General features: G+C 41.2%; 25 protein-coding genes and 1 pseudogene. 21 read left to right on the top strand and 5 right to left on the bottom strand.

All coding sequences use genetic code 11. The features are described from left to right. The first annotated feature begins 10 nt into the window (after positions 1-10). From MFF31_RS01925 to MFF31_RS01890, 8 genes are all read left to right on the top strand, one after another. The gene (locus MFF31_RS01925; RefSeq protein WP_238186483.1) at positions 11-1,141 is read left to right on the top strand and encodes a deoxyribonuclease IV; all 1,131 of its coding nucleotides are present in this window, start codon (positions 11-13) and stop codon (positions 1,139-1,141) included. Between the two features lie 45 nt (positions 1,142-1,186). Beyond that, on the top strand, positions 1,187-2,089 hold the full coding sequence (purU, locus tag MFF31_RS01920; protein ID WP_238186482.1) for a formyltetrahydrofolate deformylase: 903 nt from the start codon (positions 1,187-1,189) through the stop codon (positions 2,087-2,089). A gap of 78 nt (positions 2,090-2,167) precedes the next feature. Continuing rightward, on the top strand, positions 2,168-4,186 hold the full coding sequence (gene tkt, locus MFF31_RS01915; RefSeq protein WP_238186481.1) for a transketolase: 2,019 nt from the start codon (positions 2,168-2,170) through the stop codon (positions 4,184-4,186). Between the two features lie 48 nt (positions 4,187-4,234). Continuing rightward, the gene (gene ppnP / locus MFF31_RS01910; protein WP_238186480.1) at positions 4,235-4,552 is read left to right on the top strand and encodes a pyrimidine/purine nucleoside phosphorylase; all 318 of its coding nucleotides are present in this window, start codon (positions 4,235-4,237) and stop codon (positions 4,550-4,552) included. Positions 4,553-4,761: 209 nt separating this feature from the next. Then, a complete protein-coding gene (locus tag MFF31_RS01905; protein WP_238186479.1) occupies positions 4,762-5,283 on the top strand; it encodes a DUF420 domain-containing protein in 522 nt (173 codons plus the stop codon). A 155-nt stretch (positions 5,284-5,438) separates the two neighbouring features. Further along, positions 5,439-6,788, top strand: coding sequence for a glucose-6-phosphate isomerase (locus MFF31_RS01900; protein ID WP_238186478.1), 1,350 nt, complete (start codon positions 5,439-5,441; stop codon positions 6,786-6,788). 26 nt (positions 6,789-6,814) lie between these two features. After that, positions 6,815-7,447, top strand: coding sequence for a YigZ family protein (locus MFF31_RS01895; protein WP_238188447.1), 633 nt, complete (start codon positions 6,815-6,817; stop codon positions 7,445-7,447). A 348-nt stretch (positions 7,448-7,795) separates the two neighbouring features. Next, positions 7,796-8,221, top strand: a complete 426-nt coding sequence (locus MFF31_RS01890) for a MarR family winged helix-turn-helix transcriptional regulator (protein WP_238186477.1) — start codon at positions 7,796-7,798, stop codon at positions 8,219-8,221. Positions 8,222-8,634: 413 nt separating this feature from the next. Here MFF31_RS01890 and MFF31_RS01885 read toward each other — a convergent pair whose 3' ends face one another. The 3 genes from MFF31_RS01885 to MFF31_RS01875 form a co-directional block, all read right to left on the bottom strand. Further along, entirely contained in the window at positions 8,635-9,111 is a 477-nt protein-coding gene (locus MFF31_RS01885) for a DUF4830 domain-containing protein (RefSeq protein WP_238186476.1), read from the bottom strand. Between the two features lie 88 nt (positions 9,112-9,199). Next, positions 9,200-9,748, bottom strand: a complete 549-nt coding sequence (locus MFF31_RS01880; protein ID WP_238186475.1) for a hypothetical protein — start codon at positions 9,746-9,748, stop codon at positions 9,200-9,202. 17 nt (positions 9,749-9,765) lie between these two features. Further along, complete coding sequence (locus MFF31_RS01875; RefSeq protein WP_238186474.1) at positions 9,766-10,008, bottom strand: papain-like cysteine protease family protein; 243 nt, start codon at positions 10,006-10,008, stop codon at positions 9,766-9,768. A 588-nt stretch (positions 10,009-10,596) separates the two neighbouring features. On the opposite strand from MFF31_RS01875, the gene cysT reads away from it, so the two are divergent. From cysT to MFF31_RS01825, 10 genes are all read left to right on the top strand, one after another. After that, entirely contained in the window at positions 10,597-11,358 is a 762-nt protein-coding gene (gene cysT, locus MFF31_RS01870; protein ID WP_375541295.1) for a sulfate ABC transporter permease subunit CysT, read from the top strand. Continuing rightward, positions 11,355-12,158, top strand: a complete 804-nt coding sequence (locus tag MFF31_RS01865; protein ID WP_238186472.1) for a sulfate ABC transporter permease subunit — start codon at positions 11,355-11,357, stop codon at positions 12,156-12,158. Before cysT ends, MFF31_RS01865 begins: the two co-directional genes overlap by 4 nt. Positions 12,159-12,160: 2 nt before the next feature. Next, positions 12,161-13,225, top strand: coding sequence for a sulfate/molybdate ABC transporter ATP-binding protein (locus MFF31_RS01860; protein ID WP_238186471.1), 1,065 nt, complete (start codon positions 12,161-12,163; stop codon positions 13,223-13,225). Positions 13,226-13,257: 32 nt separating this feature from the next. Then, positions 13,258-14,319 carry a sulfate ABC transporter substrate-binding protein gene (locus tag MFF31_RS01855; protein ID WP_238188446.1) on the top strand — a complete coding sequence of 354 codons (1,062 nt, stop codon included), beginning with the start codon at positions 13,258-13,260 and terminating at the stop codon, positions 14,317-14,319. Positions 14,320-14,550: 231 nt separating this feature from the next. Beyond that, positions 14,551-15,027 (top strand): ferric iron uptake transcriptional regulator, encoded by a 477-nt coding sequence (fur, locus tag MFF31_RS01850; RefSeq protein WP_238186470.1) that lies wholly within the window; start codon positions 14,551-14,553, stop codon positions 15,025-15,027. Between the two features lie 164 nt (positions 15,028-15,191). Next, positions 15,192-15,869: a response regulator transcription factor gene (locus MFF31_RS01845; RefSeq protein ID WP_238186469.1), complete on the top strand. Its 678-nt coding sequence runs from the start codon at positions 15,192-15,194 to the stop codon at positions 15,867-15,869. Beyond that, a complete protein-coding gene (locus tag MFF31_RS01840) occupies positions 15,866-17,284 on the top strand; it encodes a sensor histidine kinase (RefSeq protein WP_238186468.1) in 1,419 nt (472 codons plus the stop codon). Before MFF31_RS01845 ends, MFF31_RS01840 begins: the two co-directional genes overlap by 4 nt. A 111-nt stretch (positions 17,285-17,395) precedes the next feature. Then, entirely contained in the window at positions 17,396-18,478 is a 1,083-nt protein-coding gene (locus tag MFF31_RS01835) for a Fe(3+) ABC transporter substrate-binding protein (RefSeq protein WP_238186467.1), read from the top strand. A 1-nt stretch (position 18,479) separates the two neighbouring features. Further along, entirely contained in the window at positions 18,480-20,132 is a 1,653-nt protein-coding gene (locus tag MFF31_RS01830) for an ABC transporter permease (protein ID WP_238186466.1), read from the top strand. Further along, positions 20,129-20,782 carry an ABC transporter ATP-binding protein gene (locus MFF31_RS01825; RefSeq protein ID WP_238186465.1) on the top strand — a complete coding sequence of 218 codons (654 nt, stop codon included), beginning with the start codon at positions 20,129-20,131 and terminating at the stop codon, positions 20,780-20,782. The genes MFF31_RS01830 and MFF31_RS01825 overlap by 4 nt, the downstream gene beginning before the upstream one ends. A 19-nt stretch (positions 20,783-20,801) precedes the next feature. Here the strand turns inward: MFF31_RS01825 and MFF31_RS01820 are convergent, their stop codons facing one another. Both MFF31_RS01820 and MFF31_RS01815 read right to left on the bottom strand, forming a co-directional pair. After that, a complete protein-coding gene (locus MFF31_RS01820) occupies positions 20,802-21,026 on the bottom strand; it encodes a cysteine-rich CWC family protein (protein WP_282570409.1) in 225 nt (74 codons plus the stop codon). A 150-nt stretch (positions 21,027-21,176) separates the two neighbouring features. After that, positions 21,177-21,986: a Cof-type HAD-IIB family hydrolase gene (locus tag MFF31_RS01815; protein ID WP_238186464.1), complete on the bottom strand. Its 810-nt coding sequence runs from the start codon at positions 21,984-21,986 to the stop codon at positions 21,177-21,179. Between the two features lie 89 nt (positions 21,987-22,075). Here MFF31_RS01815 and MFF31_RS01810 point away from each other — a divergent pair, with 89 nt between their 5' ends. The 3 genes and pseudogenes from MFF31_RS01810 (at position 22,076) to MFF31_RS01800 (ending at position 26,550) form a co-directional block, all read left to right on the top strand. Continuing rightward, complete coding sequence (locus tag MFF31_RS01810; protein ID WP_238186463.1) at positions 22,076-23,497, top strand: S41 family peptidase; 1,422 nt, start codon at positions 22,076-22,078, stop codon at positions 23,495-23,497. A gap of 224 nt (positions 23,498-23,721) precedes the next feature. After that, positions 23,722-24,312, top strand: a pseudogene (locus MFF31_RS01805) (cupin domain-containing protein). A 288-nt stretch (positions 24,313-24,600) separates the two neighbouring features. After that, positions 24,601-26,550 carry a PA14 domain-containing protein gene (locus MFF31_RS01800; RefSeq protein WP_238186462.1) on the top strand — a complete coding sequence of 650 codons (1,950 nt, stop codon included), beginning with the start codon at positions 24,601-24,603 and terminating at the stop codon, positions 26,548-26,550. Positions 26,551-26,558 lie beyond the last annotated feature (8 nt).

The following is a 26,558-nucleotide window of genomic DNA, read 5'->3' as shown; positions in this document are numbered from 1 at the left end:
CGTTTAATCAATGTTAAAAATAGGTTCCCATGTATCATTTTCGGACAAGGGGTTGCAGACAGCAGCTAAAGAGGCCATTTCGTACGGCTCAAGTACATTTATGATCTATACCGGAGCTCCGCAAAACACTCGGCGCAAACCGATTGAATCGTTATATATTGAAGAAGGTAAGGCATTAATGGCTAAGGCGGGTATCGATGAAATTGTCGTACATGCGCCATACATTGTAAACTTAGGTTCTTACAAGGAAGATACGTTCGAGCTTGCTGTGAATTTCCTTCAAGAAGAAATTCGCAGAACGGATGCAATTGGTGTACGTAATATCGTCTTGCACCCTGGTGCATATACAGATAAAGATGCAGAGTTTGGAATTTCGCGTATCGCAGAGGGACTGAATGAGGTTCTGGCTGGAACGAACGGTACAAATGTCAACATTGCACTTGAGACGATGGCAGGGAAAGGTACAGAAATCGGCAGAAGTTTTGAAGAGATCGCTGCGATAATGGATAAAGTTACTCATAATGAGCGGCTTACCGTTTGTATGGATACTTGCCATATGCATGATTCAGGCTATGATTTGATCAATGATTTAGACGGAGTGCTTAGTCAATTTGATCGTGTAGTTGGACTAAATCGCGTAGCAGTCGTTCACGTTAACGATAGCAAAAATGATCGTGGAGCAAGCAAGGACCGTCATGCACCAATTGGAGCGGGCTGGCTTGGACAACAAGCTATTTCATCAATTGTTAATCATGAAGGGCTAAAGGGTCGTCCATTTATATTGGAAACACCATGGATTGGAAAAGAGGACAAGACTGAGCGTCCGATGTATGAAGTTGAAATTGCACTTCTTCGCGGTGAAGTGAGATCGCGGTTTGGTGATGAATTCTTAAATGATGTGGAGCGTCTGCATCACTTCTTCAGCAAACAGGAGATAGATCCAAGAGGTTATGTGCTTGACACATGGTCACTACTGAAAAGCGACGCAAAAGCAAAAAAAGCTGATCCACGTGAGCCAATGGAGCGTCTGTATGATTTGATCATTGCTGGCGAAGCATTGTCCAATGACCTTTCTGAGGAGCAAGTTAATCAACGATTGACGGCTTGGTTTGCTGGCAAGGACTTGCTTGCAAGAACATAATTTCGTATAAACAAAATTCATAATAGAAAAGGAAGAATGAAAGTCATGTCATCCCAACCACATAACATGCCTAAACCTAATGCTTCGAGGGATAATAATGGACGTGCACGGATGTTGATTTCATGTCCAGATCGTCCTGGTATCGTTGCTGCCGTATCGCATTTTCTTTATGAGCATGGAGCGAATATCGTACAATCGGATCAATATACGATGGACCCAGAGGGCGGTATGTTCTTTATTCGCTTTGAATTTGATTTAACTGATCTCGATAAAGAGTTGCCTATTTTGGTGGAGGATTTCGCACGAGTTGCGGATCGTTTCGAAATGAAGTGGCATACATTTCGTGCAAGCCGCAAGAAGCGTCTTGCTGTGTTTGTATCGAAGGAAGATCATTGCTTACTTGAGCTCTTGTGGCAATGGCGCGCAGGTGATTTAGACGCGGATATCTCTATGGTTATTAGTAACCATCCGGACATGAGAGAACTGGTTGAATCATTTGGCATTCCGTATTATCATATCCCGATTACCGCAGAGACAAAGGCAGAAGCTGAGCGTAAGCAGATGGAAGTTGTTGCAGATAAAGCGGACATAATTGTGCTCGCACGATATATGCAAATTATCTCTCCTAAGTTTATCGAGCACTTCCCGAACCGGATTATCAATATCCACCATTCTTTCCTTCCTGCATTTGTTGGAGGTAAGCCTTACGCACAAGCGTATAATCGTGGAGTGAAAATTATTGGTGCTACGGCACATTATGTAACTGAGGAGCTTGACGGTGGTCCGATTATCGAACAAGACGTTCAACGTGTAAGCCATCGGGACAATGTAGATGATTTGAAACGAATTGGACGGACAATTGAACGTGTTGTTTTAGCTAGAGCAGTAAAATGGCATATCGAGGATAGAGTTCTTGTTCACCAGAACAAGACGGTTGTATTCAATTAAGCGACAGTGATACAATATTTCAAGGCTTCGGCGACATATGAGTAAACTCGATTGCCGAAACAATAGGAGGAAAATAATATGACTGAAAATCAAAGATCAATAGAACAACTTTCTATAGATACTATTCGTACACTTGCTATCGATGCAATTGAAAAGGCGAAATCTGGACATCCAGGAATGCCGATGGGTGCAGCACCAATGGGCTACCAGTTGTTTGCAAAAACAATGAAGCATAATCCTTCCAACCCAGAGTGGGTTAACCGTGATCGTTTCGTATTGTCTGCGGGACATGGATCAATGCTGCTATACAGCTTGCTTCATTTGTCAGGTTATGATCTTCCTATGGAAGAGCTTCAAAACTTCCGCCAATGGGGTTCGCTAACACCTGGACATCCTGAATTCGGTCACACAGCGGGCGTAGACGCAACGACTGGTCCACTTGGACAAGGGCTAGGGATGGCTGTTGGTATGGCAATGGCAGAAGCACATCTTGGTGCTGTTTATAACAAAGAAAACTTCAAAATTATTAATCATTTCACATATTCGATTTGCGGCGACGGCGATCTCATGGAGGGAATTTCTCATGAAGCGGCTTCACTTGCAGGTCACTTGCAACTTGGCAAGCTCGTAGTTATGTATGATTCCAATGACATCTCGCTTGATGGCGAGCTAAGTTTGTCTTATTCCGAAACCGTTCAAAGTCGTTTTGAAGGATATGGCTGGCAAGTGCTTCGTGTAGAAAACGGAAATGATCTAGCGGCATTGTCCAATGCTGTTGCAGAAGCGCAAAAAGAACTAAACAAGCCAACTTTGATTGAAGTTAAGACAGTTATCGGCTATGGCAGCCCGAATAAAGGCGGCAAAGGTGGACACCTTGGAACGCATGGTTCCCCGCTAGGTACAGATGAGACAAAACTTACGAAGCAATATTATGGATGGTCAGAAGATCACCAGTTCCATGTACCTGATGAGGTTAGAGCACATTTTGGTGATGTAAAAGGTCAAGGTGAAGCGGCTAACGGAGAGTGGAATGCTCAATTTGCATCTTATAAAGAAGCATATCCAGAGCTGGCTGCTCAATTCGAGCTTGCAATATCCGGCGACCTTCCAGAAGGTTGGGATGCGGAACTTCCGCACTATACAACGGAAGACAAGCCTTTGTCTACTCGTGTAGCTTCCGGTAACGCTTTGAACGGTCTTGCGAAAAACGTTCCAAGTCTTGCAGGCGGATCTGCTGACCTTGAAAGCTCAACGATGACTCATTTGAAAGGTATTGCACAGTTCAAGCCAGGCAGCTACGATGGCCGTAATATCTATTTCGGTGTACGTGAGTTTGGTATGGCAGCAGCTATGAACGGTATTAGCTTGCATACGGGTATGAAAGTATTCGGCGGAACTTTCTTTGTATTTACTGACTACTTGCGTCCAGCTATTCGTCTTGCTGCTCTAATGAATCAGCCAGTTGTATATGTGCTAACACATGACAGTATCGCTGTTGGGGAAGATGGCCCAACACATGAGCCGATCGAGCAACTTGCATCAATTCGCATTATTCCAGGTTTGACAGTTATCCGTCCTGCGGATGGCAATGAAACTTCTGCTGCTTGGGCATACGCAGTTGAGAATAAGTCTAACCCTGTTGCACTAGTGCTTACGCGTCAAAACTTGCCGATTCTAGAAGGTACAGTAAGTGGTGCTCGTGATAATATCCGCAAGGGTGCTTATGTTGTATCTGATGCTGCTAATGGCAGCCCGCAAGCGCAAATTATTGCAACTGGGTCTGAGGTTCAACTCGCTGTTGCTGCTCAGAAGGAACTAGCTGAACAAGGCATTTTCGTTCGTGTTATTAGTATGCCAAGCTGGGATCTATTCGAGAAACAATCGAAGGAATACAAAAATTCCGTGTTGTTGCCTGAAGTAAAAGCACGTCTAGCTATCGAGATGGCTCATCCGTTTGGTTGGGAGCGTTACACTGGCGATCAAGGCGATATCCTTGCGATTGACCGCTTTGGCGCATCGGCACCTGGTGATCGTGTAATTAAAGAATACGGTTTTACGGTCGAGAATGTCGTTAGCAAAGTGAAAGCAATGCTATAATAACGGCTTCTAGTCATTAATCCCATATATAAAGGAGCACACTTCATCATGTCTCAATTTGAAAATGTATCTGTTGTCAAAAAAGCAAATGTATACTTTGACGGCAAAGTAACGAGCCGTGCTGTTCTGTTCGCAGACGGCACGAAAAAAACGCTTGGCATCATGATGCCTGGCGAGTACGAGTTCGGTACGGATTGTCTTGAAATTATGGAGATTTTGGCTGGTGATCTTAAGGTTCTACTGCCTGGTGAATCCGAATGGCTGCATATCCAAGGAGAAGGCGTGTTCAACGTTCCAGCCAACACAAAGTTTAAGCTACAAGTTGCTGAAGTTACGGACTACTGCTGCTCATACATCTACGAATAGACATTTGATGGAGAAGGAACCCTTCGGGATGCGAAGGGTTCCTTTCCTATTATTGGGTCATTTAACAAGTTAACCACTTTCAAAATAGTCAATTCAGCAAAGATTCGTTATTTTGTGACAATAGAACCTGCTCACGCATTGAATCCTTTCATACAAATCGGCTAAAGTTAACATATACAACTGAGTTGAAAATTGGAGGTTCGTAACGAATGAAAGAAAAAAACTACACGCCGTTAGTAGCTGTGCTTACTGTCGTCATTGTAGCGCTTATCGCCATACTGTTTTTCCTGCCTGCGTATGACGGGGAAATCGGCTTCGATGTAAAGATATTGCCGATGTTGAATGCGATATTTAATAGCTTCACGTTTCTTGCGCTGATTGTAGCTTTAATCGCAATTCTCAAGAAGAATATAAAGATGCATCGTACATTTATCGGTCTGGCGTTCACGACTACAACACTATTCCTAGTTTCTTATGTTACTTATCATTATTTGACTGAATCGACGCCTTTTGGCGGCGAAGGCATTGTAAGAAGTATTTACTTTTTTATCTTGCTAACACATATCGTCCTAGCTATCGTTGTCGTGCCGCTTGCCTTGCTCTCCGTTGCTCGAGGTCTTTCGAATCAAATTGATAAGCATAGGAAAATAGCGCGCTGGACGATGCCGATTTGGCTTTATGTCAGCTTGACTGGTGTTATCGTCTACTTGATGATCTCGCCTTATTACTAAAAAAGAGTCTAACGTTTTACTAATTCTTCATCTACTTTTCACTCGGCCTTTGCTTGTGTTTACCTATGTAATCCGATATTCTTAATTAAAAGTTGAAAGTCGTTCTCCTATTACGGGAAGGACAAGTTCGAACAATTTAGGAGGTATTCGTTATTATGAGTAAAACAATTAAATTCGATTATAGCAAAGCTCTACCTTTTGTAGGTCAACATGAAATTGATTATTTGACGGATCAAGTGCGTGTTGCTCATGAGCAACTACATAATGGCACTGGTGCAGGCTCAGACTACTTGGGCTGGATTGATCTGCCTTCAAACTATGATAAAGAAGAATTCGCTCGTATTAAGAAGGCATCCGAGAAAATTCAATCTGACTCTGAAGTATTGATCGTCATTGGTATTGGCGGTTCCTATTTGGGCGCTCGTGCAGCAATTGAAATGTTGTCGCATTCTTTCTATAATATTCAATCGAAGGAACAACGTAAAACTCCGCAAGTATTATTTGCAGGAAACAATATTAGCTCGAACTATGTTACTCATTTATTGCAATTGCTAGAGGGTAGAGACTGGTCAATTAACGTTATCTCCAAATCGGGTACAACGACTGAGCCTGCTATTGCTTTCCGTATTTTCCGTGCTGAGCTTGAGAAGAAATATGGCAAGGAAGAGGCTCGCAAACGTATTTACGCAACAACTGATAAGGAGAAAGGAGCACTTAAAAAGCTTTCTTCTGAAGAGGGTTATGAGTCCTTCATCATTCCTGATGACGTTGGTGGACGTTACTCTGTTCTAACAGCTGTTGGATTGCTTCCAATCGCGGTTGCCGGTATTGATGTTGATGCGATTATGCAAGGTGCGGCAGATGCAGCAAAAGAATACAGCAATCCTAACCTAGCAGAAAATGAAGCTTACCAATACGCTGCAGCACGTAATGCTCTATACCGTAAAGGTAAAGCAACTGAAATACTTGCGAACTATGAGCCAGCTTTGCATTTCGTATCGGAATGGTGGAAGCAACTATTTGGTGAAAGTGAAGGCAAAGATTACAAAGGTATTTACCCGGCTGCTGTTGACTTCTCGACGGATTTGCATTCCATGGGCCAATTTATTCAAGAAGGTAACCGTAATATCTTTGAAACTGTCATTCAAGTAAGAGAAGTAGGGGAGCATATTACGATCCAAGCAGATGCTGATGATCTGGATGGTCTAAACTTCTTAGCAGGTAAAACGATGGACTTCGTAAATAAAAAGGCATTCGAGGGAACGCTTCTTGCTCATACTGATGGACAAGTGCCTAACCTAATTGTAAATATAGCAGATATGACACCATATACATTTGGTTATCTTGTTTACTTCTTCGAAAAGGCTTGTGGAATCAGCGGCTACTTGCTAGGCGTTAATCCATTCGACCAGCCAGGAGTTGAAGCATACAAGAGCAATATGTTCGCTTTGCTTGGCAAACCAGGATTCGAGAAGGAAAAAGCGGAGTTGGAAGCTCGCTTGTAGTAGGAAAGACTAGGGGATTTTAAATGATGTTAAATAGATACTCCACTGTCAGAGCTGAATCGAATAAGGAGATCGTTATTAAGAGGTCTCGTTTTATCGGATATGCGAAGCCGGTTGAAACGGAAGAGGAGGCAGTTGCTTACATCGATGAGATTAAGCGACTGCACCGGTCAGCAACGCACAACTGCTCGGCTTATGTCGTAGGTGAACGAGACCAGTGGCAGAAGGCTTCAGATGACGGTGAGCCCAGCGGAACAGCTGGCAAGCCTATTCTTGAGGTCATTAAAAATAAAGGTCTCAAAAATGTTGTTGTTGTCGTTACCCGTTACTTCGGAGGCATCATGTTAGGCGCTGGTGGTCTTGTAAGAGCTTATACAGATGGAGCAGTTGCTGGGATTGAAGCAGCTGATGAAATTGTAAAGGTGCTTCACCGTGAAGTGTTTGTTGACGTAGATTATACGTGGTATGGTAAGCTGGAAAATGAGCTTCATGGACGTGGTACACGAGTTGGCGGTACTGATTTCACCGATAGAGTGAAGGTGCGGTGTTTGCCTGAATCGCCAGATTCGGAATCATTTATTGATTGGATCACTGACCTAACGCAAGGACAAGGTATTATCACGATAGGTGAAGAATTATACTTCATTGATGGTGAGTAAACGTAACAAAGAGTCGAGCCCTAACGGTGCTCGACTCTTTGTTACGTTTACCAGTCCAAGAAGTTATAATGTTGACATATATAGGTAAAACAACTACCATATAGTTAGATATCTAACTGATAATAGAATGAGGTGATTTCTATGAAAGCATGCTCCATCAACTCTAAGAGGCCCAAGTTTTTTGGTTGCTTAATTTGTTATGTTGCAGGGTGGATCATGTATTGGAGCCAAAAGATTAGACAGTACAAAAGTTAGTGAGTAAGAGTCTCTTTGGTAGCATGTTCATAAACGTGACAAACGTTTATAATGAGTATGTAACTTAAGAGCGGTAAGAAAAGGGAGACCACGATGAATACGACACTAAATGGATCCATTGGATTTTGGCTGAAAAAGAACTTTAGGAACGCTTGTAATTATTTAGACAATCGTCTTGAAGAGCAAGGTCTTACAAACTCGCAATTGGGTGTTCTTATTATTTTATGGGAACAAGAAGGACTCACCCAAAAGGAGATGGTAAGTATTCTCGGCATCCAACCAGCTTCCATGACATTTTTACTTCGTGGTTTAGAGAAAAAAGAAATGATTCGCCGCGTTCAAGATAAAGTTGATACTCGAATTAATCGAATCTTTTTGACGGAAAAAGCAATGTCAGTTAAAGATGTTTGTTTATCTATTGTTGAAGAAGGCGAGAAGATGATTCGCCAAGGCTTCTCAGATCAGGAAATTGAGTTAATGCTGCATTGGATGAGGCGAGTGGACAAAAATTTTGATTAGGTGGATTTGTCCATATCACATGCCAGTCTTATACTAGCTATTAACATTTATGATTGCAGTAAATAAATAGGTCAGTCTTCATCATATAGTTAGATATCTAACTATATAGAAGTCGAAGCGTTGGATCTTGGACATTCTTATTATGAAGTTTCATTCCATAATCATTATTTAAATATACGGAGCTCACCTATAGCATTAATGCCCTTAATGCTTACGATGTTCAGTCAAATGTAGGAGCTCATAATGAATAAAAATATATCAATTGTAGAGGAGGAGCTTTGATGAATACAACAGCTATAATAATTGTTGGTTGTTTGCTTGTAGCCTGCTGTGCGTTTATCGCTGTGAAGGTGATGCGAAGAAAAACGAAATGATAGGTACAATAATCGATTATATGGTCGTACTCTCGTTAACTATTTACTGTACTTATCCATCCAGTAAGTTTGCCATTCATCAAAGTTCATATCGTGCACTTCTTCTATCGTCTTACCATCAATTGAATATCCACCACCTAATTGAATAACATTGTTATTCGGTGACTCATTAGAAATTCCTCCAATTGGTTTATTGTCAATAACAAAGACGATTACATCTACGTTTGCAGTTGAAATAGGATGGTTTGTTACAACAAATTTTTCAACGTAAACGGTTTTGCCCAACAGCTTAATTAGGTCTAGGTCTGGATCCTGTAATCCCCAACTCATCATATACGAGCTATTTAACAGATTCTCTTTTGTTAAAAGAAAACTTGGTTGTCGTCCCTCATAAGATATAATCTTAAACTTTTTGTTTTCCAAATATCTAAGTAATTCTACAGGTGGACCTTCTTGTTTGCTGCAAGCAGTTAAAAAGAGCAGAATTATGGTAACCATCATTGCTATTTTTTTCATGAAAATCCCCCTGAAAAAAAATGTACGTAGAGAGAATGCTCTGCTTAAAGAAGCTGAGCATTCTCTTATTCATTTTAATACAAAAAGTTTATTGTGGGGACTTACGTTTGCGTATCCACATCAATGTAATAAGCCCAATTGCAATAATTGATAAGATAATGATGGATGGTAAATTAATGATTGGTGGTTTAGATGAGTTTGCTTCGCCATCTGAGCTACCGCCACCACCTAACTGTATAACGCCATTTACGGTTTGTTCAGATGCATTTTCAGCGTTGATACTTTGAATGGTATTGTTAAATTGAGTCAGAGAGATACGTTCATGCTTTTTAATATTCAAAAACATATTGTCTCTCATTGTAAGGATACTTCTCTCTCCTGTTAATGTTGCGACTTCAAGGGCATATATGTCATGTTGCATGTTATATATTAACGAAAGTTCATCGGTCGCTTCTAACATTTTTTTTGCATTATCTAGTGAGGGCTGATAAGTATTAAAATCTTTCTCGACTGCTTCTCGAATATTTTTGTCCGCATATCTAGTGATGTTTTGCGTAGTGTCAGCATGAACTAATCCAGGGATAAGTAGGCAAGTGGTCAAAGTAATGATTACTATACATTTAAAAAGGTGTTTCACAAAGAATCTACCTCCTTTTAATATATATTTTGAACAGTAGATGCCCATGTAAATCCAGCATTACTGACGAAGTTACTATAGCTTAATATTTTTTTTGATTTATTCGAAGGGTCAATGAAATAAACGTCTTCTTTAGAGCTATTAGTATCTTGATAGTAGCCGTAAATGACTAGCGCATGCCCATCATTATTAGGATAAGTTACACCAATTGGTTTTTTCTTGTTTAATTGCAGGTACACTTTGTAGCTTGTATGCGACATAAGCTTCTACTGTTTGTGAAACCAGTAATGTGAGGACAATAGCGAGGGGGATAATAAGAAAATGTTTTTTTAAATGGATATACATTTTCTGTTTCATAAGTGTTACTCACTTCTTTCTTAAATAGAATGTATTTTGAACCGGCCGGTATCAAAAACGTTTTAAATATGTGAGCAAAGAACAATGCTGTAAGTAAATATGGGATACCCAATTTAATATCTAAATGTGTGAAAAAGGCCATGTCGATATTTTTATATATTTTACATAAAAAACGATTTGTGTAAACTCCTTTTTGAATCATGATGATCATAATAGTCTACAATTTCAAAGCTCATCTGAGGTGTGGAACCCGCTTATTATTGCATTTCCAAAATATAAGCAAATCGAATAAAACTTTAAAATTTATGTTATTTACCATTGACTTCCTTTAGCGGGGGATGCTACATTTATAATACCTAGTAAGCTCATAGGAATTATGTAATTATGAGTACGGTATTACCGACGGCACGAGCCGATGGTTTGGAGGGTTAGTCATAGTGAATGCTTTATTTCGGGGAAAAGGTTGGAGCTTTGGATTTAGATCAGCAATTATGCTTTATTTTATCTTCCTAATCGTATTGCCGATATTCGGGATTTATACGCAATCCTTTTCACTAGGCTGGACTCCATTTTGGGAGAGTGTTACTGATCCACTCGCTTGGAAGGCTGTACTATTAACGATCAAGCTGGCAGCTATCGCTACTATAATTAATATTTTGCTTGGTACGATGATTGGCTGGGTGTTGATCCGCTACCGATTCCCTGGTAGAAGTTTATTGAATAGCCTTGTGGATTTGCCATTTGCACTTCCAACTGCTGTTGGTGGACTACTGATCCTATTACTGCTTGGACCTAATAGCTTAGTAGGCTCATTAGCAGAGTCGATTGGTTTAGAAATTGTGTTTCATGAACCAGCTATTGTTGTAGCAATGTTATTTGTTACATTTCCATTTGTTATTCGTGCGATTCAGCCTCTACTTGAGGAACTGGACAAATCAGAAGAGGAAGCAGCCTATATGTTAGGTGCGTCCAAAACGATTACGTTTATCCGTGTTATCTTCCCTGCGATGCTTCCCGGCATCTTGAGCGGAGCTATGCTCGCTTTCTCCAGAGGACTTGCTGAGTTTGGTGCAGTAGTGCTCGTAGCAGGCAATATTCCCGGGAAAACATTAGTCGCATCGGTATATATTTTTGGTGAAATCGAAAGCAACAATCCTCAAGGAGCGGCAGCAGTATCTGTCATGCTTCTTACGTTGTCCTTCCTCATACTCTGGGTAGTCAACCTTCTTCAAGCTAGGAGGTCAGGACTATGACGGTTAGAAAGCTCTGGATTATTTTGACCTATATCGTATTCGGAATTCTTCTTATAGCACCACTCGTTAAGATTTTCACTGGTGCATGGGAGGATGGAGTTGATGGTTTCCTTGATGCACTATTACGACCCCAATCCCTTCATGCTTTAATGATGACTGGCATAATAGTTGTTGTTGTAACTGTCATTAATACGCTGTTTGGTGTAATGCTTGCCCTTTATCTTGTTCGAGCAGAATGGCTTGGAGTAAAGCTGAAGCGACTGCTTAACAGTATTGTTGATCTACCGTTTGCGGTATCGCCGGTTATTGGCGGTCTCATGATCGTGCTCATTCTTGGGCCGAATGCTGTAATGGGTGCTTTTTTTGAAGATGCTGGGATCAAAATTGTTTATGCATTGCCAGGTATGATTTTGGCGACATTGTTTGTTACGTTCCCCATTATGGTGCGTGAAGTAATGCCTGTTCTTCAAGAGATTGGTGCACAGCAAGAGGAAGCAGCATCCACTTTAGGTGCTTATTCGTGGTATACCTTCTGGAAAGTTACATGGCCCTCTATACGCTGGGGTGTCATATATGGGGTTGTCCTAACTGTTGCACGTTCATTGGGCGAGTTCGGTGCAGTGCTTGTCGTCTCAGGAAATATAATGAACAAAACTCAGACGGCGACAACATTGGTTTATCAGGATGTAGAAAATTTTAATGTCGTTGCAGCTAATGGTATTGCGCTAGTGCTTGCGACATTCTCTGTAGCGTTGTTGCTCCTAATGGAATGGTCCAAAAAACGAAAGGAAGTGCATTAACGATGCATATTGAAGTGCGCAATTTGGACAAAAGCTTCGGTGATTTCCACGCAGTCAGAAATGTAAGCTTTGACATCGAAAAGGGAAAGCTGATTGGTCTGCTTGGACCAAGCGGAGGGGGGAAAACGTCCATTCTTCGTATGTTGGCGGGTCTTGAGACACCAACCTCTGGCGACATCGTGTTTCATGGCAAGCGGGTTAATGATCTCCCGCCGCAAGAGCGCGGTATCGGCTTCGTTTTTCAAAACTATGCACTGTTCAAACATATGACAGTATACGATAATGTTGCGTTTGGCTTGAAAGTTAAGAAACAATCCAAAGAACAAATTCGTGAGCGAGTGATGTACCTAGTGGAGCTAACGGGTCTAAAAGGATTCGAACACCGTTATCCGCATCAGCTCTCGGGCGGTCAGCGTCAGCGGGTTGCATTCGCTAGAGCGCTTGCACCTGAGCCGCAATTGTTACTTCTTGATGAACCGTTTGCTGCAATCGATGCGAAAATTCGTTCGGAGCTTCGCACATGGCTTAAGGATATGATTGAGCGTGTTGGTATTACCTCTATTTTTGTCACCCATGATCAAGAGGAAGCAATTGAGGTAGCGGATGAAATTATGATCATTAATAAAGGACAGCTAGAACAGAAGGGCAGTCCTTGGGATATTTATAAAAGCCCTGAAACACCATTTGTTGCAAGCTTTATTGGGGAATCGTCTATCGTTGAAGATATCTCTTCACTGAAAGGTTTCGAAAATTCTTTTAGCGATATAGAAACAAAAGCACTAATTCGTCCTGAATATATTGAGATCGGTAAACCAGGTGAAATTAAGCTTGCGTCAGCAACGATGCCGGCGACTGTAAAGCATCTGCATTTCCGCGGTAGTGAATGGATGGTTGAGCTGGAAGTTGGCAAGACGAAGCTTATTACGTATCGATCACTGGAGAAGGATGTGCTCCATCCCGGTGAAGCAGTAAATGTTCTTGTGCATCGTGCTTACCTATTTAATGATTTCGATAGTTGGATTATGGAAAATCCGCTTAAAGTAGATCCAATGCCAATTCATATTTAAGGGGTCGACCCCGTAGAAAGAGTGTTGTTATGATGATACAAATTCAAATAACAGCAAGGCGATTATTTCCAGTGCTACTTGCCCTCTTACTATTAATGGCAGCGACTGGATGCAGCAACAAAGCAGTTCCGAGTAATGGAAATGAAGCAGTTGACGGTGATGTTACGTTAGTAATTGGAGCATATTCTGTTGTAAAGGATGCTTTCGCAGAGTTGCTCCCTAAGTTTCAAGCCGATTGGCTCCAGAAAACGGGGCAGCGAGTAACGTTCCAAGAGTCATATGAGGCATCGGGTACACAAGCAAGAGCGATCGTCGGAGGTTTTGATGCTGATGTAGCAGTTCTTGCAATGGAAGGCGATATTGGCAAAATTGCTAGTGCAGGGTTTATAACTCATGATTGGAAAGCTAAGCACGGGGGCGGTATGATTACTAGCTCTATCGTTGTTCTTGGTACACGTACAGGCAATCCGCTAGCGATTAAAGATTGGTCTGATTTAGGTCGTGATGGAGTTAAGGTTCTGTATCCGAATCCTAAAACTTCGGGTGGCGCACAATGGGATATTAATGCCATCTATGGCGCTGGCCTGAAAATTTCGGAAGAACAAACCGGTGAAAAATCTCCTCAATATGCGAAGGAATTTTTGAGTGCCATACATGCCAATGTCGAGTCTCTAGATAAGAGCGGAAGAGCTTCGATGGCAGCTTTCGAGTACGGAGTAGGCGATGTTATCGTTACGTATGAAAATGAACTGCGTGCTCGTATTAATAAGGGCGTTCAGTATGACATCGTTATTCCTAAACATACCATTATAATCGAAAACCCAGCAGCAGTTGTTGATAAAAATGTAGATAAACATGGGACCAGGGCAGTTGCTGAAGCATTCGTTGACTATCTACATAGTGAGGAAGTACAGCGACTGTTCGTCAAGCATGGATTCCGTTCCCTAAATCGTGTAGTTGCAGAAGAGACCAAGGAGCAATTTGTAACACCCGAAGGGTTATTTGATATCGGATATTTAGGCGGATGGGATCAGGTTCGTGAGGAGCTGTATTCTAAAAAAGGTGTTTGGTATCAAGTATTAGCTGGTATATAATGTACAATCTGAAAAACGCTAGTGGCCTTACTCTCGTTCTTCATTATTCCAGATAAAAAATGGCCGTACAGGATTCGATACTGTACGGCTATTTTGCTATTTCTAAATAAACGACGGTTGCTTTCTCATTGGAAATCGAATACCATTAGATTAGAATAATTCTAATTAGTTAGCATACCAATCGATTAAATAGTTGACTATAGATGGGATCAATATCGAAGGAGTGATAGAATGGGTGTTACAGCTGAAATCGATAAAGTAAAAAAGTGTTTGATGGAGAACGGATACAAGCTGACGACACAACGTGAAATCATCGTTCGCGTTTTGCTTGAGAATGAACAAGATCATCTTAGTGCAGAAGATGTGTATATGCTTGTAAAGAGTAAATTTCCTGAGATCGGACTTGCGACGGTATATCGCACACTAGAGTTACTCTCAGAACTACAAATTGTAGCCAAGATGAATTTTGGTGACGGTGTAGCTCGATTCGACCTAAGAGGCGATGATCATGAACATATGCATCATCATTTGATTTGTCAGAAGTGCGGATCACTCGAAGAAATTAAGGAAGACTGGTTGACTGAGATTGAAGAGCGTTTGGAGAAGGAATATGGGTTCAAAGTAATTGATCATAGGCTTGATTTCACTGGTACTTATCAGAGTTGCTCGAAAGAAACATGCAAGCGTGGCAGCAAAGCTGTATCCTAATTATAAGACAACATATGTGGATTTCCCTATAGAAAACGAATGGCTATACAGGTTCTCTTACTGTATAGCTTTTTTCTTATTCCATTTGACGCTGAGAATGGATGTCACTAGAATGGGGAAGATGATGGAGTGTCCGGTATAGTAGAAAAAGGAGGGACTAAGTTTTGAGACGTATTTTACTCATTGAAGATGAGGTTAATCTTGCGAGATTTATTGAGTTGGAACTTCAACACGAGGGTTTTGCTGTAACTACTGCTTTGGATGGAACTACGGGATTGGAGCTGGCTTTGGCAGAACAATGGGACATCATTTTATTGGATCTCATGTTACCTGGAATAGATGGTTTAGAAGTATGTAAGAGGATCAGAAAGATGAAGCAAGTACCGATATTGATGATTACCGCTAGAGATAGTATTACGGATCGAGTTTCTGGACTCGATAGTGGAGCAGACGATTATATTTCGAAACCTTTTGCGATTGAAGAGCTATTGGCAAGAATTAGAGTAGTGTTCCGAAGACAGCAAGAAGTAGTCGAAGAAAGCCAGTACCTGCTCAGCTGCGGTATTTTGCGACTTGATTCATCTTCCCGAATCGTTAGCCGCGGAACGGATACAATCGATTTAACGAAACGTGAATTCGCATTGCTGGAGGCTTTTATGAAAAATATTAATCGCGTGCTGCATAGAGAAACGTTGCTTGATATAGTGTGGGGCTATAATGCAGTGGTGGATACGAATGTCGTAGATGTTTACGTTCGATACTTGCGTAATAAAATTGATCTCCCTGGTACGACTAGCTATATAGAATCCGTTCGCGGTATCGGATATGTGATGCGGAAATGAAGCGAATATTATCGATTTTCTCATACATCCCTATACATTGGAAGCTGACGATATGGGCGGCTCTATTGTTATGTCTTCTGTTTGTTGCTAACAATGTCGTCCAATTCGTATTTGTAGAAAAGTGGATGATGAAGCAGGAAGAACAACGAATTGAACGAGAGATGAAAGAACTTCTTAACGTACTGCTCGCCAAAGAAATTACTCTGGAACAACAAAATCATGCTCTTATTCTTACTTTTTTGGAAAGAGAAAATGTGCGGAATGGCATGATTAGAATATTGTCAGAGGAAGGGGAGCCCATTGTGGTTGCAGCAGATAATATGTCTGAGCAATGGGTTAATCGAAAGCTAACGGACGAACATAGCAGAGATGTGTTATTTGTAGAAAACGAAATGATTGTTATGAGGAAACCTATTACGATATTCAGCTTTCAAGGAACGGTGGAGGTTGTTCGAAGTATAGGTGAAATTGAGCGGTTAATAACGGCATTTTATCGCATTATGCTGATAAGCTGTTTTGTGGGCATCATCATATGTGGATTAGGTGGTCAATTGTTGGCTAGAGGGCTCATGAAACCTTTGCAATCGATGAATGAAACAATCCGAAAAGTAAAACAAAATGGACTGCAAGAGAGAATGTCACCTGGCAGTGCCAATGACGACATCTCATCACTTAAAAAGATGTTTAACGACATGATGGATCAAGTGGAACGATCGTTTCATCAGCAAAAACAATTTGTGGAGGATGCTTCTCATGAACTTCGGACTCCAATCGCTATTATTGAAGGACATTTGGCACTCTTGCGCAGATGGGGAAAAAACGATCCAAAAGTGCTGGAGGAGTCGCTACAAATTTCTATGACCGAATTAGTTCGACTGAAAGGTCTGGTGGAAGATTTGTTAGTCTTATCCCGTGCAGAACAATTGAATGCAATAAAAGTGAATGAGTGTTGTTCCAACCCAGTCGAAGTGATATCGGAGGCAGTTAAGAAGATAGAAGTTGTTCATCCACATTTTAAATTCCAACTTGAGATTGATCCGCTTCAAGGTTTGACACTGAAAATGAGTGACATTCAGCTGGAGCAAATTATTCATATTTTTGTTGACAATGCAATTAAGTATTCGGGGAACAGTAAAGATATAGTCATTTGTGGCTCGAGTAACAAAGAGAATGTGACGCTTACGGTAAAAGATTTTGGCATTGGGATTTCGGAGGAGGATATGCCATTTGTTTGGGATCGTTTCTACCGTGCGGACAAATCGAGAAACGGCAGTAGTGAGGGTTACGGCCTAGGGTTATCTATTGCAAAACATATTGCAATGAACATAAAGGGAGATATTCGCTTGTTAAGCCATCCCGAAGGAGGGACAAGCGCAATTATGATTATCCCAATTCATTCGACAATCAAGAAATAGCCTGTATTATTTTCGTTTTCACAGCGTTTTCTCATTTTCATCATATACAATAAGTTTGGTAATGATATTCATTATCAAATAAAACGATCGGAAACGAGAGGGAGTCAAACGATGAGACAGAAGTATGTAGCAGGTTTTCTTACACTAATGATGATGGCAGTATTCGTTTTGTCTGCATGTGGTTCAGAAAGTAGCAAAGGTGAAGAGAAAGCTGTTGAAAATGCAGGAGCGGCGAAAAAGAATCAAGTCGTTAATGTATTCACGGCTAGACATTATGATATAGATTTTGCATTGTTTGATGAATTCGAGAAACAAACAGGTATCGTCGTAAATGAAATTAAAGGTACAGCTGAAGAGCTTGTTGAACGTATGAAGCGTGAAGGCGAAAGCTCAGAAGCAGATCTATTTATTACAGTAGATGGTGGCGTGCTGAATTATGCGAAAGAAAACGGCGTTCTACAACCTATCAAGTCAGATGTTATTAATGGTAATGTTCCAGCGAAATTCCGTGATAAGGACAACAACTGGGTTGGCGTAGCTACAAGAGCGCGCATAATCGCATATGCTAAAGATCGCGTTAAGCCAGAACAACTATCGACTTATGAAGCTTTGACTGAAGAGCAATGGAAAGGCAAAGTGCTTGTTCGTACCTCTGGAAATCTTTACAACCAATCGCTTGTAGCTTCAATGATCGCGTTGAACGGTGAAGCACAAACAGAGCAATGGGCTAAAGGTATTGCAGGAAATCTTGCTCGTGATCCAGAAGGCGGCGACCGTGACCAAGCGAAAGCAGTAGTAGCTGGTCTAGGTGATTTAGCGATTATGAATACGTATTATGTTGGTCAAATGCTTAACTCCAAAGATGCTGAAGAAGTTAAAGTAGCTCAAAACATTGGCATATTTTTCCCGAACCAGTCCACTACAGGTACACATTTGAATATTAGTGGTATTGGTCTTGCTGCACATGCAAAAAACAAAGAAAACGCTATTAAACTAATTGAATATATGACTGGTAAAGAAGCTCAAGAAAAATTGATTAACAGCAGCTTCGAGTTCCCAGTCAATGAGAAAGCCGAAGTCCCTGCATTGCATAAAGAGTGGGGAGAGTTCAAAACGCAAGAGCTTGATTACGCGAAACTAAACGAATTTAACAAAAAAGCAACTGAGCTTATGAATAAAGCTGACTGGAAATAGGATGAAGAAACTATCTCATCTCCTTAGATTTAAGCACAAAATAAATGGTTGGATGTTAATAAGCGGAATAGGGGCTCTTGCAGCTCTTCTTCCGTCTCTTTATATTTTGACGGGTCTACTTAGCAAACCGAATGAAAATTGGGCTCATATAAAGCAATATATGCTAATTGATTATGCTTGGGAGTCAGTGATTCTTGTAGTAGGTGCTGTATTCGTTACATTAATTATCGGTGTTTCATTAGCTTGGCTGACGGCAGCTTATGAGTTTCCTTTGCGGAAATTTTTTTCGTTTGTACTCGTGCTTCCACTTGCGATTCCTCCCTATATCGCTGCATATACGTATGGGGAAATGTTCAGTTACACGGGCAGTATCCAACTTTTTTTGCGCAATAGGCTGGGACTAACAATCGATCAAAATTATTTTGATATTATGTCGATGGAGGGCGCAATTTTCATATTTTCGTTATCCCTTTTTCCATATGTATACTTAATAACAAGAACGTTCTTGGAAAAGCACAGTGCGTCTTACATCGAGAATGCTAGGCTTCTCGGTAGACATCCTGTAGCTATATTTTTCAAAATTGTGCTCCCATTATCACAAGGTGCTATCGTTGGCGGTGCAAGTCTTGTTGCTTTTGAAGTACTTAATGATTATGGCGTATCCAAACATTTTGGACTGCAGACGTTTACTACTGCAATTTTCAAAACATGGTTCGGTATGTATGATGTTGATTCTGCGATTCGTTTGGCTGGATTGTTAATGAGTATAATCATTGGCATATTCATAGCTGAGAGATTGTTGCGCCGGAGGAAAAGATATCATAGTCCCGTCAATCGAAGCACCCCGCTTCGCCGAATTTCACTTGGTTACATGGGCAGTACATTAGTTATTAGTTTCTGTACAGTGGTGACACTATTATCGTTTTTTATCCCAGTTACACAATTAATAGTGTGGGCCACTTGGACATATTCTGATATTTGGAATGATAAGTTCATTACTATGATTGGGAATACATTGCTTGTATCGTTTTTTGCAGTTCTCTTCATTATGATACTTGCTGTAGTTGCTGCTAATGTAAATCGTACTTGGCGCTCAACCTTTACACTAACGCTCAGCAAACTGCTTTCGATGGGATATTCGATTCCAGGGGCAGTGATGTCGATTGGAGTTTTGGCAGTTTTTATATCGGTAGATAAGAGACTGGCGGGATTTTATGAGGCGTTAGGGCTCGGATCGAACAAGCTGGTGCTAAGTATGTCATTAATTATGCTTGTTTTTGCATTTGTAATCAGATTCGTATCGGTTGGTTTTAATGCAGTTGATGCGGGGTATGACAAGATTGGCAACCGTTATTCGGAAGCTTCGAGGATGCTCGGACATGGAATGACTGCAACGTTTTTTAAAGTGGATTTGCCATTAATTAAAGGTGCACTGTTAACAGGAGGTATTCTTGCTTTTATGGAGATTGTAAAAGAACTCCCGCTGACATTACTGCTTCGGCCTTTTAACTTTGATACTTTATCAACGAAAGCTTATCAATACGCAAGTGACGAGCAAATCCATCAAGCTTCTATCCCGTCCTTGCTAATTATCGTGCTCGGCATCGTGTCAGTATGCCTATATCATTGGATGGGAAGGAGGGGAACGGAATGACATTTGTATCAGTGAACAATATGACTTACGCCTATCCAGGTTCCTCCTCTGATGTGATTGTGGACTTTTCACTAGATCTGAATCAAGGGGAAATTGTAGGGCTGCTAGGGCAGAGCGGCAGTGGGAAAAGCACATTTCTGAGACTAGTTGCCGGTCTAGAAACGCCTAAAGCTGGAACTTTGAATATTGATGGTGTAACGATGGTTAGTGATCTTCATTGTGTTCAGCCTGAGCGCCGCGGAGTTGGAATGGTGTTTCAGGACTACGCTTTATTTCCTCATATGACAGTTGCACAAAATGTAGCATTCGGTCTGCACAACATGGGCCGCTCGGAGCGTAAGGAACGTGTGTCTGAGATGTTGGAGCTGGTGAGGCTTGAGAGTTATGGGAAACGTTATCCTCATGAACTGAGCGGAGGTCAGCAGCAACGTGTCGCATTCGCCCGCGCACTCGCTCCAAAGCCGAAGCTGCTCTTAATGGACGAACCCTTTAGTAATCTCGATGCAGACCTTAGAGCAAGTATACGGGAAGAGCTGAGGGGGCTCTTGCGGATATCAGGCATTACGTCCATTTTGGTGACGCATGACCAAGAGGATGCGGATGCCATTTGTGATCGCATCGTTCGAATGCCGTCACTTGTATTAGCATAAGTGAAATAAGAGTTTATCGTTATGGTGCATGGGGGATTTTCAAGGAGTCATTCTTTGAAGCTGAATTTCTGAAGTTTTTGACGCAGTTATTACATATACAAGCTTTACCAAGGCTAGTCTCTGGAATAAGTGCGAGCAGTTCTTTAGGAATAGTTGTGTGGAAGCACCAGCAGTCGGAAAGCGGGGCGGATTGCTCCATCTCGCATTTGTTGTTTTCTCCACATAGCGGACATCTATCACTCAATGTTATATCACTCCTTTAAGGGACAGCCCCGTGATTTACTCACGGGGCTGTTCGTTTAAAATATAAGAACTTATAAGTTTTTCATCATATAAGAGGCTTATATTTCTCCGCGAAACGTAAGCTAAGCCTCCAAAGGACGGTTTTAGCCGTTTACGCTTTTTCGGTACTTTTTAGTACAAATTTATCAATAACATGTTTCACACCATCATCGTTGTTTGAAAGAGTAACGTAATCGGCAAGTGCCTTCAACGTATCAACAGCATTTCCCATCGCAACACCAAGTCCTGCTGCTTCAATCATCTCACGATCGTTCCACGCATCTCCGATTGCAATCGTTTCATTCATCGTGCAGCCAAGGTGAGAAGCCAAAAATTGGAGTGCATGTCCTTTTGTTCCTTCCTTATGCATAAACTCCAAGTAGTGCGCTTTTGACTTCGTAATATGAACACGATCTCCAATAAGCGGTTGAAGCTCGAGAGCGATCTCATCCAGACGCTCCGGTTCGTCGATAATGAGTAGTTTGTTCATCGGTTGCTCGATGAGTTTATTCGTGTCTGGTTCGATACGATATGGAATATTAGTAAGCTCTGAGTAGGCTTTTATTCGATCATTATCATGTGCGCCATAAAGTTCATCATTTACATACAGCTGAAGATGAAGTCCGTTTTTCTCACAGTAAGCGTGGAGTTCTTTAGCTGCATCTATAGGCACATACCGTTCATATAATACTTGTCCGTCGAGCAGTGTTTTGACGAGTGCTCCCTGATAAGTAATAATAGGTACATTAAGATTAATTTGGCTCGCGATCTTTTGAGCGGAAGCGAACATACGTCCAGTGGCCAGTGTGACGGTCACACCTTGTGCAATAGCGGCCTCCATTGCTTTTTTTGTACCTTCGGTCACAATTAGTTCATCATTTAATAATGTATCGTCTACATCAATGGCAATCAGCTTATACATACTAGGGGTGTAGCTCCTCTCCCTGTCACTATAGTAACAATAAGGATGATTGTAGCGAAAAACTAGCATACATACAAGGAGATAATGGAATGAACAACTACACTGATACACCAGCTAAGCAACGATCGGGCTTCTTATATGTTATTGGGATAGTATTGCTGATCGGAATCGGTTATGTTTTTGGAATGCTCTCAACAAGTATGCGTTATCCTATTTTAAAGGAACCAGAATTTAAGCAATTGAATGCTTCGTACACAAAAATATTAAATGATTACTTGGATGGCGCTACACCTGGAAAGTTAATTAATGGTGCGGCGGAGGGAATGGTCGCATCGCTTGAAGACCCTTATTCGCAATATTTGGTTGGAGAAAAAGGGGAGGAATATACGCAATCCTATGAAGGACAGTTTTATGGCATAGGTGCTGAGATGAGGCAAGAAGAAGGACTATTCATTATTACAACGGTTATTAAAGATATGCCGGCGGAGCGTGGCGGGGTGTTGCCTGGCGATGCGATTTTGGAAGTGGATGGGAAGGAAATGAAAGGGAAGTCCTTCCATGAACTTCTTGCCCTTGTCCGTGGCGAAGAAGGTTCATCTGTTACGTTGACACTTCTAAGAGGAGGGGAGAAAGAACCGCTTAAAGTTACGCTTAAGCGTGCTGCCATTCCTGTACATACAGTCACTTCTGAACGACTTGCAGGCGATATCGGTCATGTGACGATTAGTCGATTTGCAGAAGACACAGCTAAGGAATTTGAAGCTGAGCTTGCAAAGCTTGAGAAAGAAGGTCCATTAAAGGGTTTATTGCTCGACATGCGATCGAATCCGGGCGGGCTTTTGAAATCAACGATTGATATTGCAAGCATACTAATACCAAAAGATAAAAAAATATTGGACGTTGTATACAAAAATGAAAGTAATATTATTAGCTACCGCTCACATCAGAAGGACCAATGGACGATTCCAATAGCTGTTCTTGTTAATAATCGTTCCGCTAGCGCAAGCGAAGTAATGGCTGCTGCACTTAAGGAATCTGCTGGAGCTGTTGTAATAGGCGAAAAAACGTATGGCAAAGGTGTCGTTCAGGCATTTAATCAGTTCCCTGACGGATCTGTATTGACACTTACGGAAGCCCAGTGGAAAACACCGGGGGGTGTTTGGATAAACAAGGAGGGTGTAGCCCCTGATCATGTCGTACCGCTTCCTGATTATGCAACTCTAAGACCGCTTGCTATTGGAGTAGAGATGAAACGTGGCAGCTATGGCGACGACGTGAAGACGATTCAAACGATGTTGAAGGAATTGGGCTATGGGCCAGTTGGAGCAGAAGGTGTATTCGATGTAGAAACGGAAAATGCACTCAAAAAGTTCCAATCGGCAGAAGGCTTGCAAGCAACTGGACAGTTTGATGACAAAACTGGATATCGATTAATTGAGCTTCTCCGTACGAAGCTTGAAAAAGAAGACACTCAGTTGCTTAAAGGTATTGAAGTATTAAAAAATAAATAGTAAACATACAAGGGACCCTCTCGAAGTTCATAATTGAACGACGGGAGGTCTTTTTTCATTTCTAAATCCAAAAATATTCATACCTTAAATTAGGGATTGAACAGCAGTGAGTACAATGTGAATAGAACGGGGGGTATTTGGAAAATAAAACATGGAGTGGACATATACTGCTACCGATAAGGAGTAATGGTATCGGTTGGTGGGATTTGGGCCCACGGGACGCCATGCGAGACATGGAGAACCCCGATATGTTAGTTCCACCTGTCATTGATGCCGGGACGCTTCCAAACCTGAAGTTCTCGTTCTCTGACATCCATATGCGGCGGCTGGTCGCGGGAAGTTGCCGATAGCCACTACACTTGCGGGGGTGAACATGAGACTCAACCAATTTTCCTATTTCGACTCAAATAGCCGCATCGTTGTTAGAAATCAAACCGGGCGCTATGAGAGAAATGCACTTGCATCCAAACAATGATGAATGGCAATATTATATTTCGAGCACAGCGCGCATGACGGTTATGGCACCTAATGGTACAGCTCGAACTTTCGATTATCGTGCTGGGGATGTCGGATATGTACCGTTTGCATTTGGTCATTATATCCAGATTACTGGAAATCAAAGCTTATGGGTTCTGGTGATGTTTAAGAGTGACCGCTTTGAAGATGTTTCGCTGAATCAGTGGATGGCTCTCACACCGCAACAACTAGTAGAAAATAACCTAAATGTAGGACCAGAATTCATCAAATATTTGCAGAAGGAAAAATTGTTTATAGTAAAATACCCGGGGTATTCCTATTATCCAAAGAACGAGTAGATAAGAAAAATGATTAATAAAAGCAGATAAACAAATAATGAATCGTTAATTCTGAATTATGACCCGAAAGGCGGACTCTTAAAAAAGTGTCCCCTATCGGGTCATAGTTCTGATTTTAGGTGTTAGCTGTTTATTTTGTTTGTCCGAAACCCTATTCATTCCGACTTGATGGAGAAGGGGAGTCAATTAGAGAATAGTGAAAAAGTCCATAAAAATTATATGGACTAAAGTCACGATTACTATTATTATAAGTAAAGTATTCTATTATATGGAAGGGAAGTCAGTGAAATGAAAAGAATTTTCTCAAGTATCTGTATGGTGATTATCCTCAGTGTCATTTTTATTTGGCGCACAGAGGTGAATGCCAACAGCGTGCAGTCCGTGAACGGTTTGAGAGGAGAATATTTCGATAGTATTGATCTTACAAACCCGATATTGACCCGAAACGATGCTACTATTGACTTTAAGTGGGGGGATGGGACTCCTGATGCATCTATCGAAAGTGACACGTTTTCTGTTCGTTGGACAGGATATGTCGTACCCAAATATAGTGAGTCGTACCAATTCCATATGTATGCAGATGATGGAATTCGATTGTGGGTTAATAATCAGATAGTTATTGACAAATGGGTTGATCAAAATATAGAGCATTCTAGTATACCAATATACTTAACGGCAGGAACTAAAAATGAAATACGAGTAGAGTACTATGAGAATTTTGGTGTAGCTAATGTCATGTTACAGTGGTCTAGTAATAGCCAAGCTAAAGAAATAGTACCGCACGCTCAGTTGTATATACTTGACCAATTGAATGGAACGGGCTTACGAGGTGAGTATTATAATGATATTAATTTGAAAAATTTAAAGCTTACTAGAACTGATGCTAAAGTTGATTTTTCTTGGCAGGACAGTTCACCTTCTCCATTACTTGAGAATGATACTTTCTCCGTCTTATGGACTGGTTACGTGGCTCCTAATTTTACAGATACGTATACGTTTTATATGGCATCTGATGATGGTGTGAGGATATGGGTTAATAATCAATTGATACTGGATAAGTGGGAAGATCAGTTTGGCGAATTTACTAGTATACCGATCCAACTCATAGCAGGTCAGCGGTATGACATACGAGTTGAATATTTTGAGAATCGCGGTCTTGCAACAGCAGCGTTGAAATGGTCGAGTCAGAAGCAAGTAAAAGAAGTTGTTCCTCAAAGTGCTCTATTTCCCCCTGATAAGGGATTTGGAACTGGTCTGAAAGGGGAGTATTACCACAATGTTGACTTGACTAACTTAGAATTTTCGAGAACAGATGCAGTAATAGATTTTTCATGGGAAGCAAGTTCTCCTTCTCCTTTAATCGATAGCGACACTTTTTCAGCAGTGTGGACAGGTTTTGTAGTTCCTAAGTTTACGGATACATATACGTTCTATATGGCATCTGACGATGGTGTGAGAGTATGGGTGAATAATCAACTCATATTAAATAGATGGAAAGACCAGGCTAGTGAATTTGCGAGCGTCCCCATACAGCTTAATGCGGATCAACGTTATGACATACGAGTGGAGTATTATGAGAATCAGGGTGTTGCAACAGCGGCCTTGAAGTGGTCTAGCTCGAAACAATCTAAAGAAGTTATTCCGCAGAGTGCTTTATATCCTCCTGATAGAGTGAGTGGGACAGGGTTAAAAGGAGAGTATTATAATGATCGTGATCTTAAGGAGTTGAGACTCACGAGGCAAGATAAAAACATAGATTTCTCATGGACAGAATTTTCCCCAATTGCAGATATGGAAGCGGATACATTCTCTGCTCGCTGGACAGGTCAGATTGTTCCCGAGATTACAGATGACTATACATTTTACATGTTATCGGATGATGGTGTTCGGATATGGGTGGATAACGAACTTCTTTTAGACAAATGGGAGGACAACAACATCGAGCATGCCAGTACGCCGATACGTTTAACGGCAGGGGAGCGATACGATATTCGAATAGAATATTTTGAAAACTTTGGCCATGCAACAGCAATCTTAAAATGGTCGAGCCCAAGTGTAAATAAGAGTGTCATTCCTCAATCTGCTCTAAATTACCCAGTCAGTTACAAAAAAGAGATAGGTGCTACAAGGTATGTCTATGATGCTCAAGGAAAATTGATATCAGTAGAAAATAAAAATGGCGAAGTTATCAACTACTACTATGATGCCAATGGAAATTTAATCTCGGTACGGAAATGATAGAAGTA

This window comes from Paenibacillus sp. L3-i20 (assembly GCF_022180385.2).
Classification (GTDB): Bacteria; Bacillota; Bacilli; order Paenibacillales; family Paenibacillaceae; genus Pristimantibacillus.
Note: the sequence above shows the minus strand (reverse complement) of the source record. Positions and strands in the feature narration are given on the sequence as shown.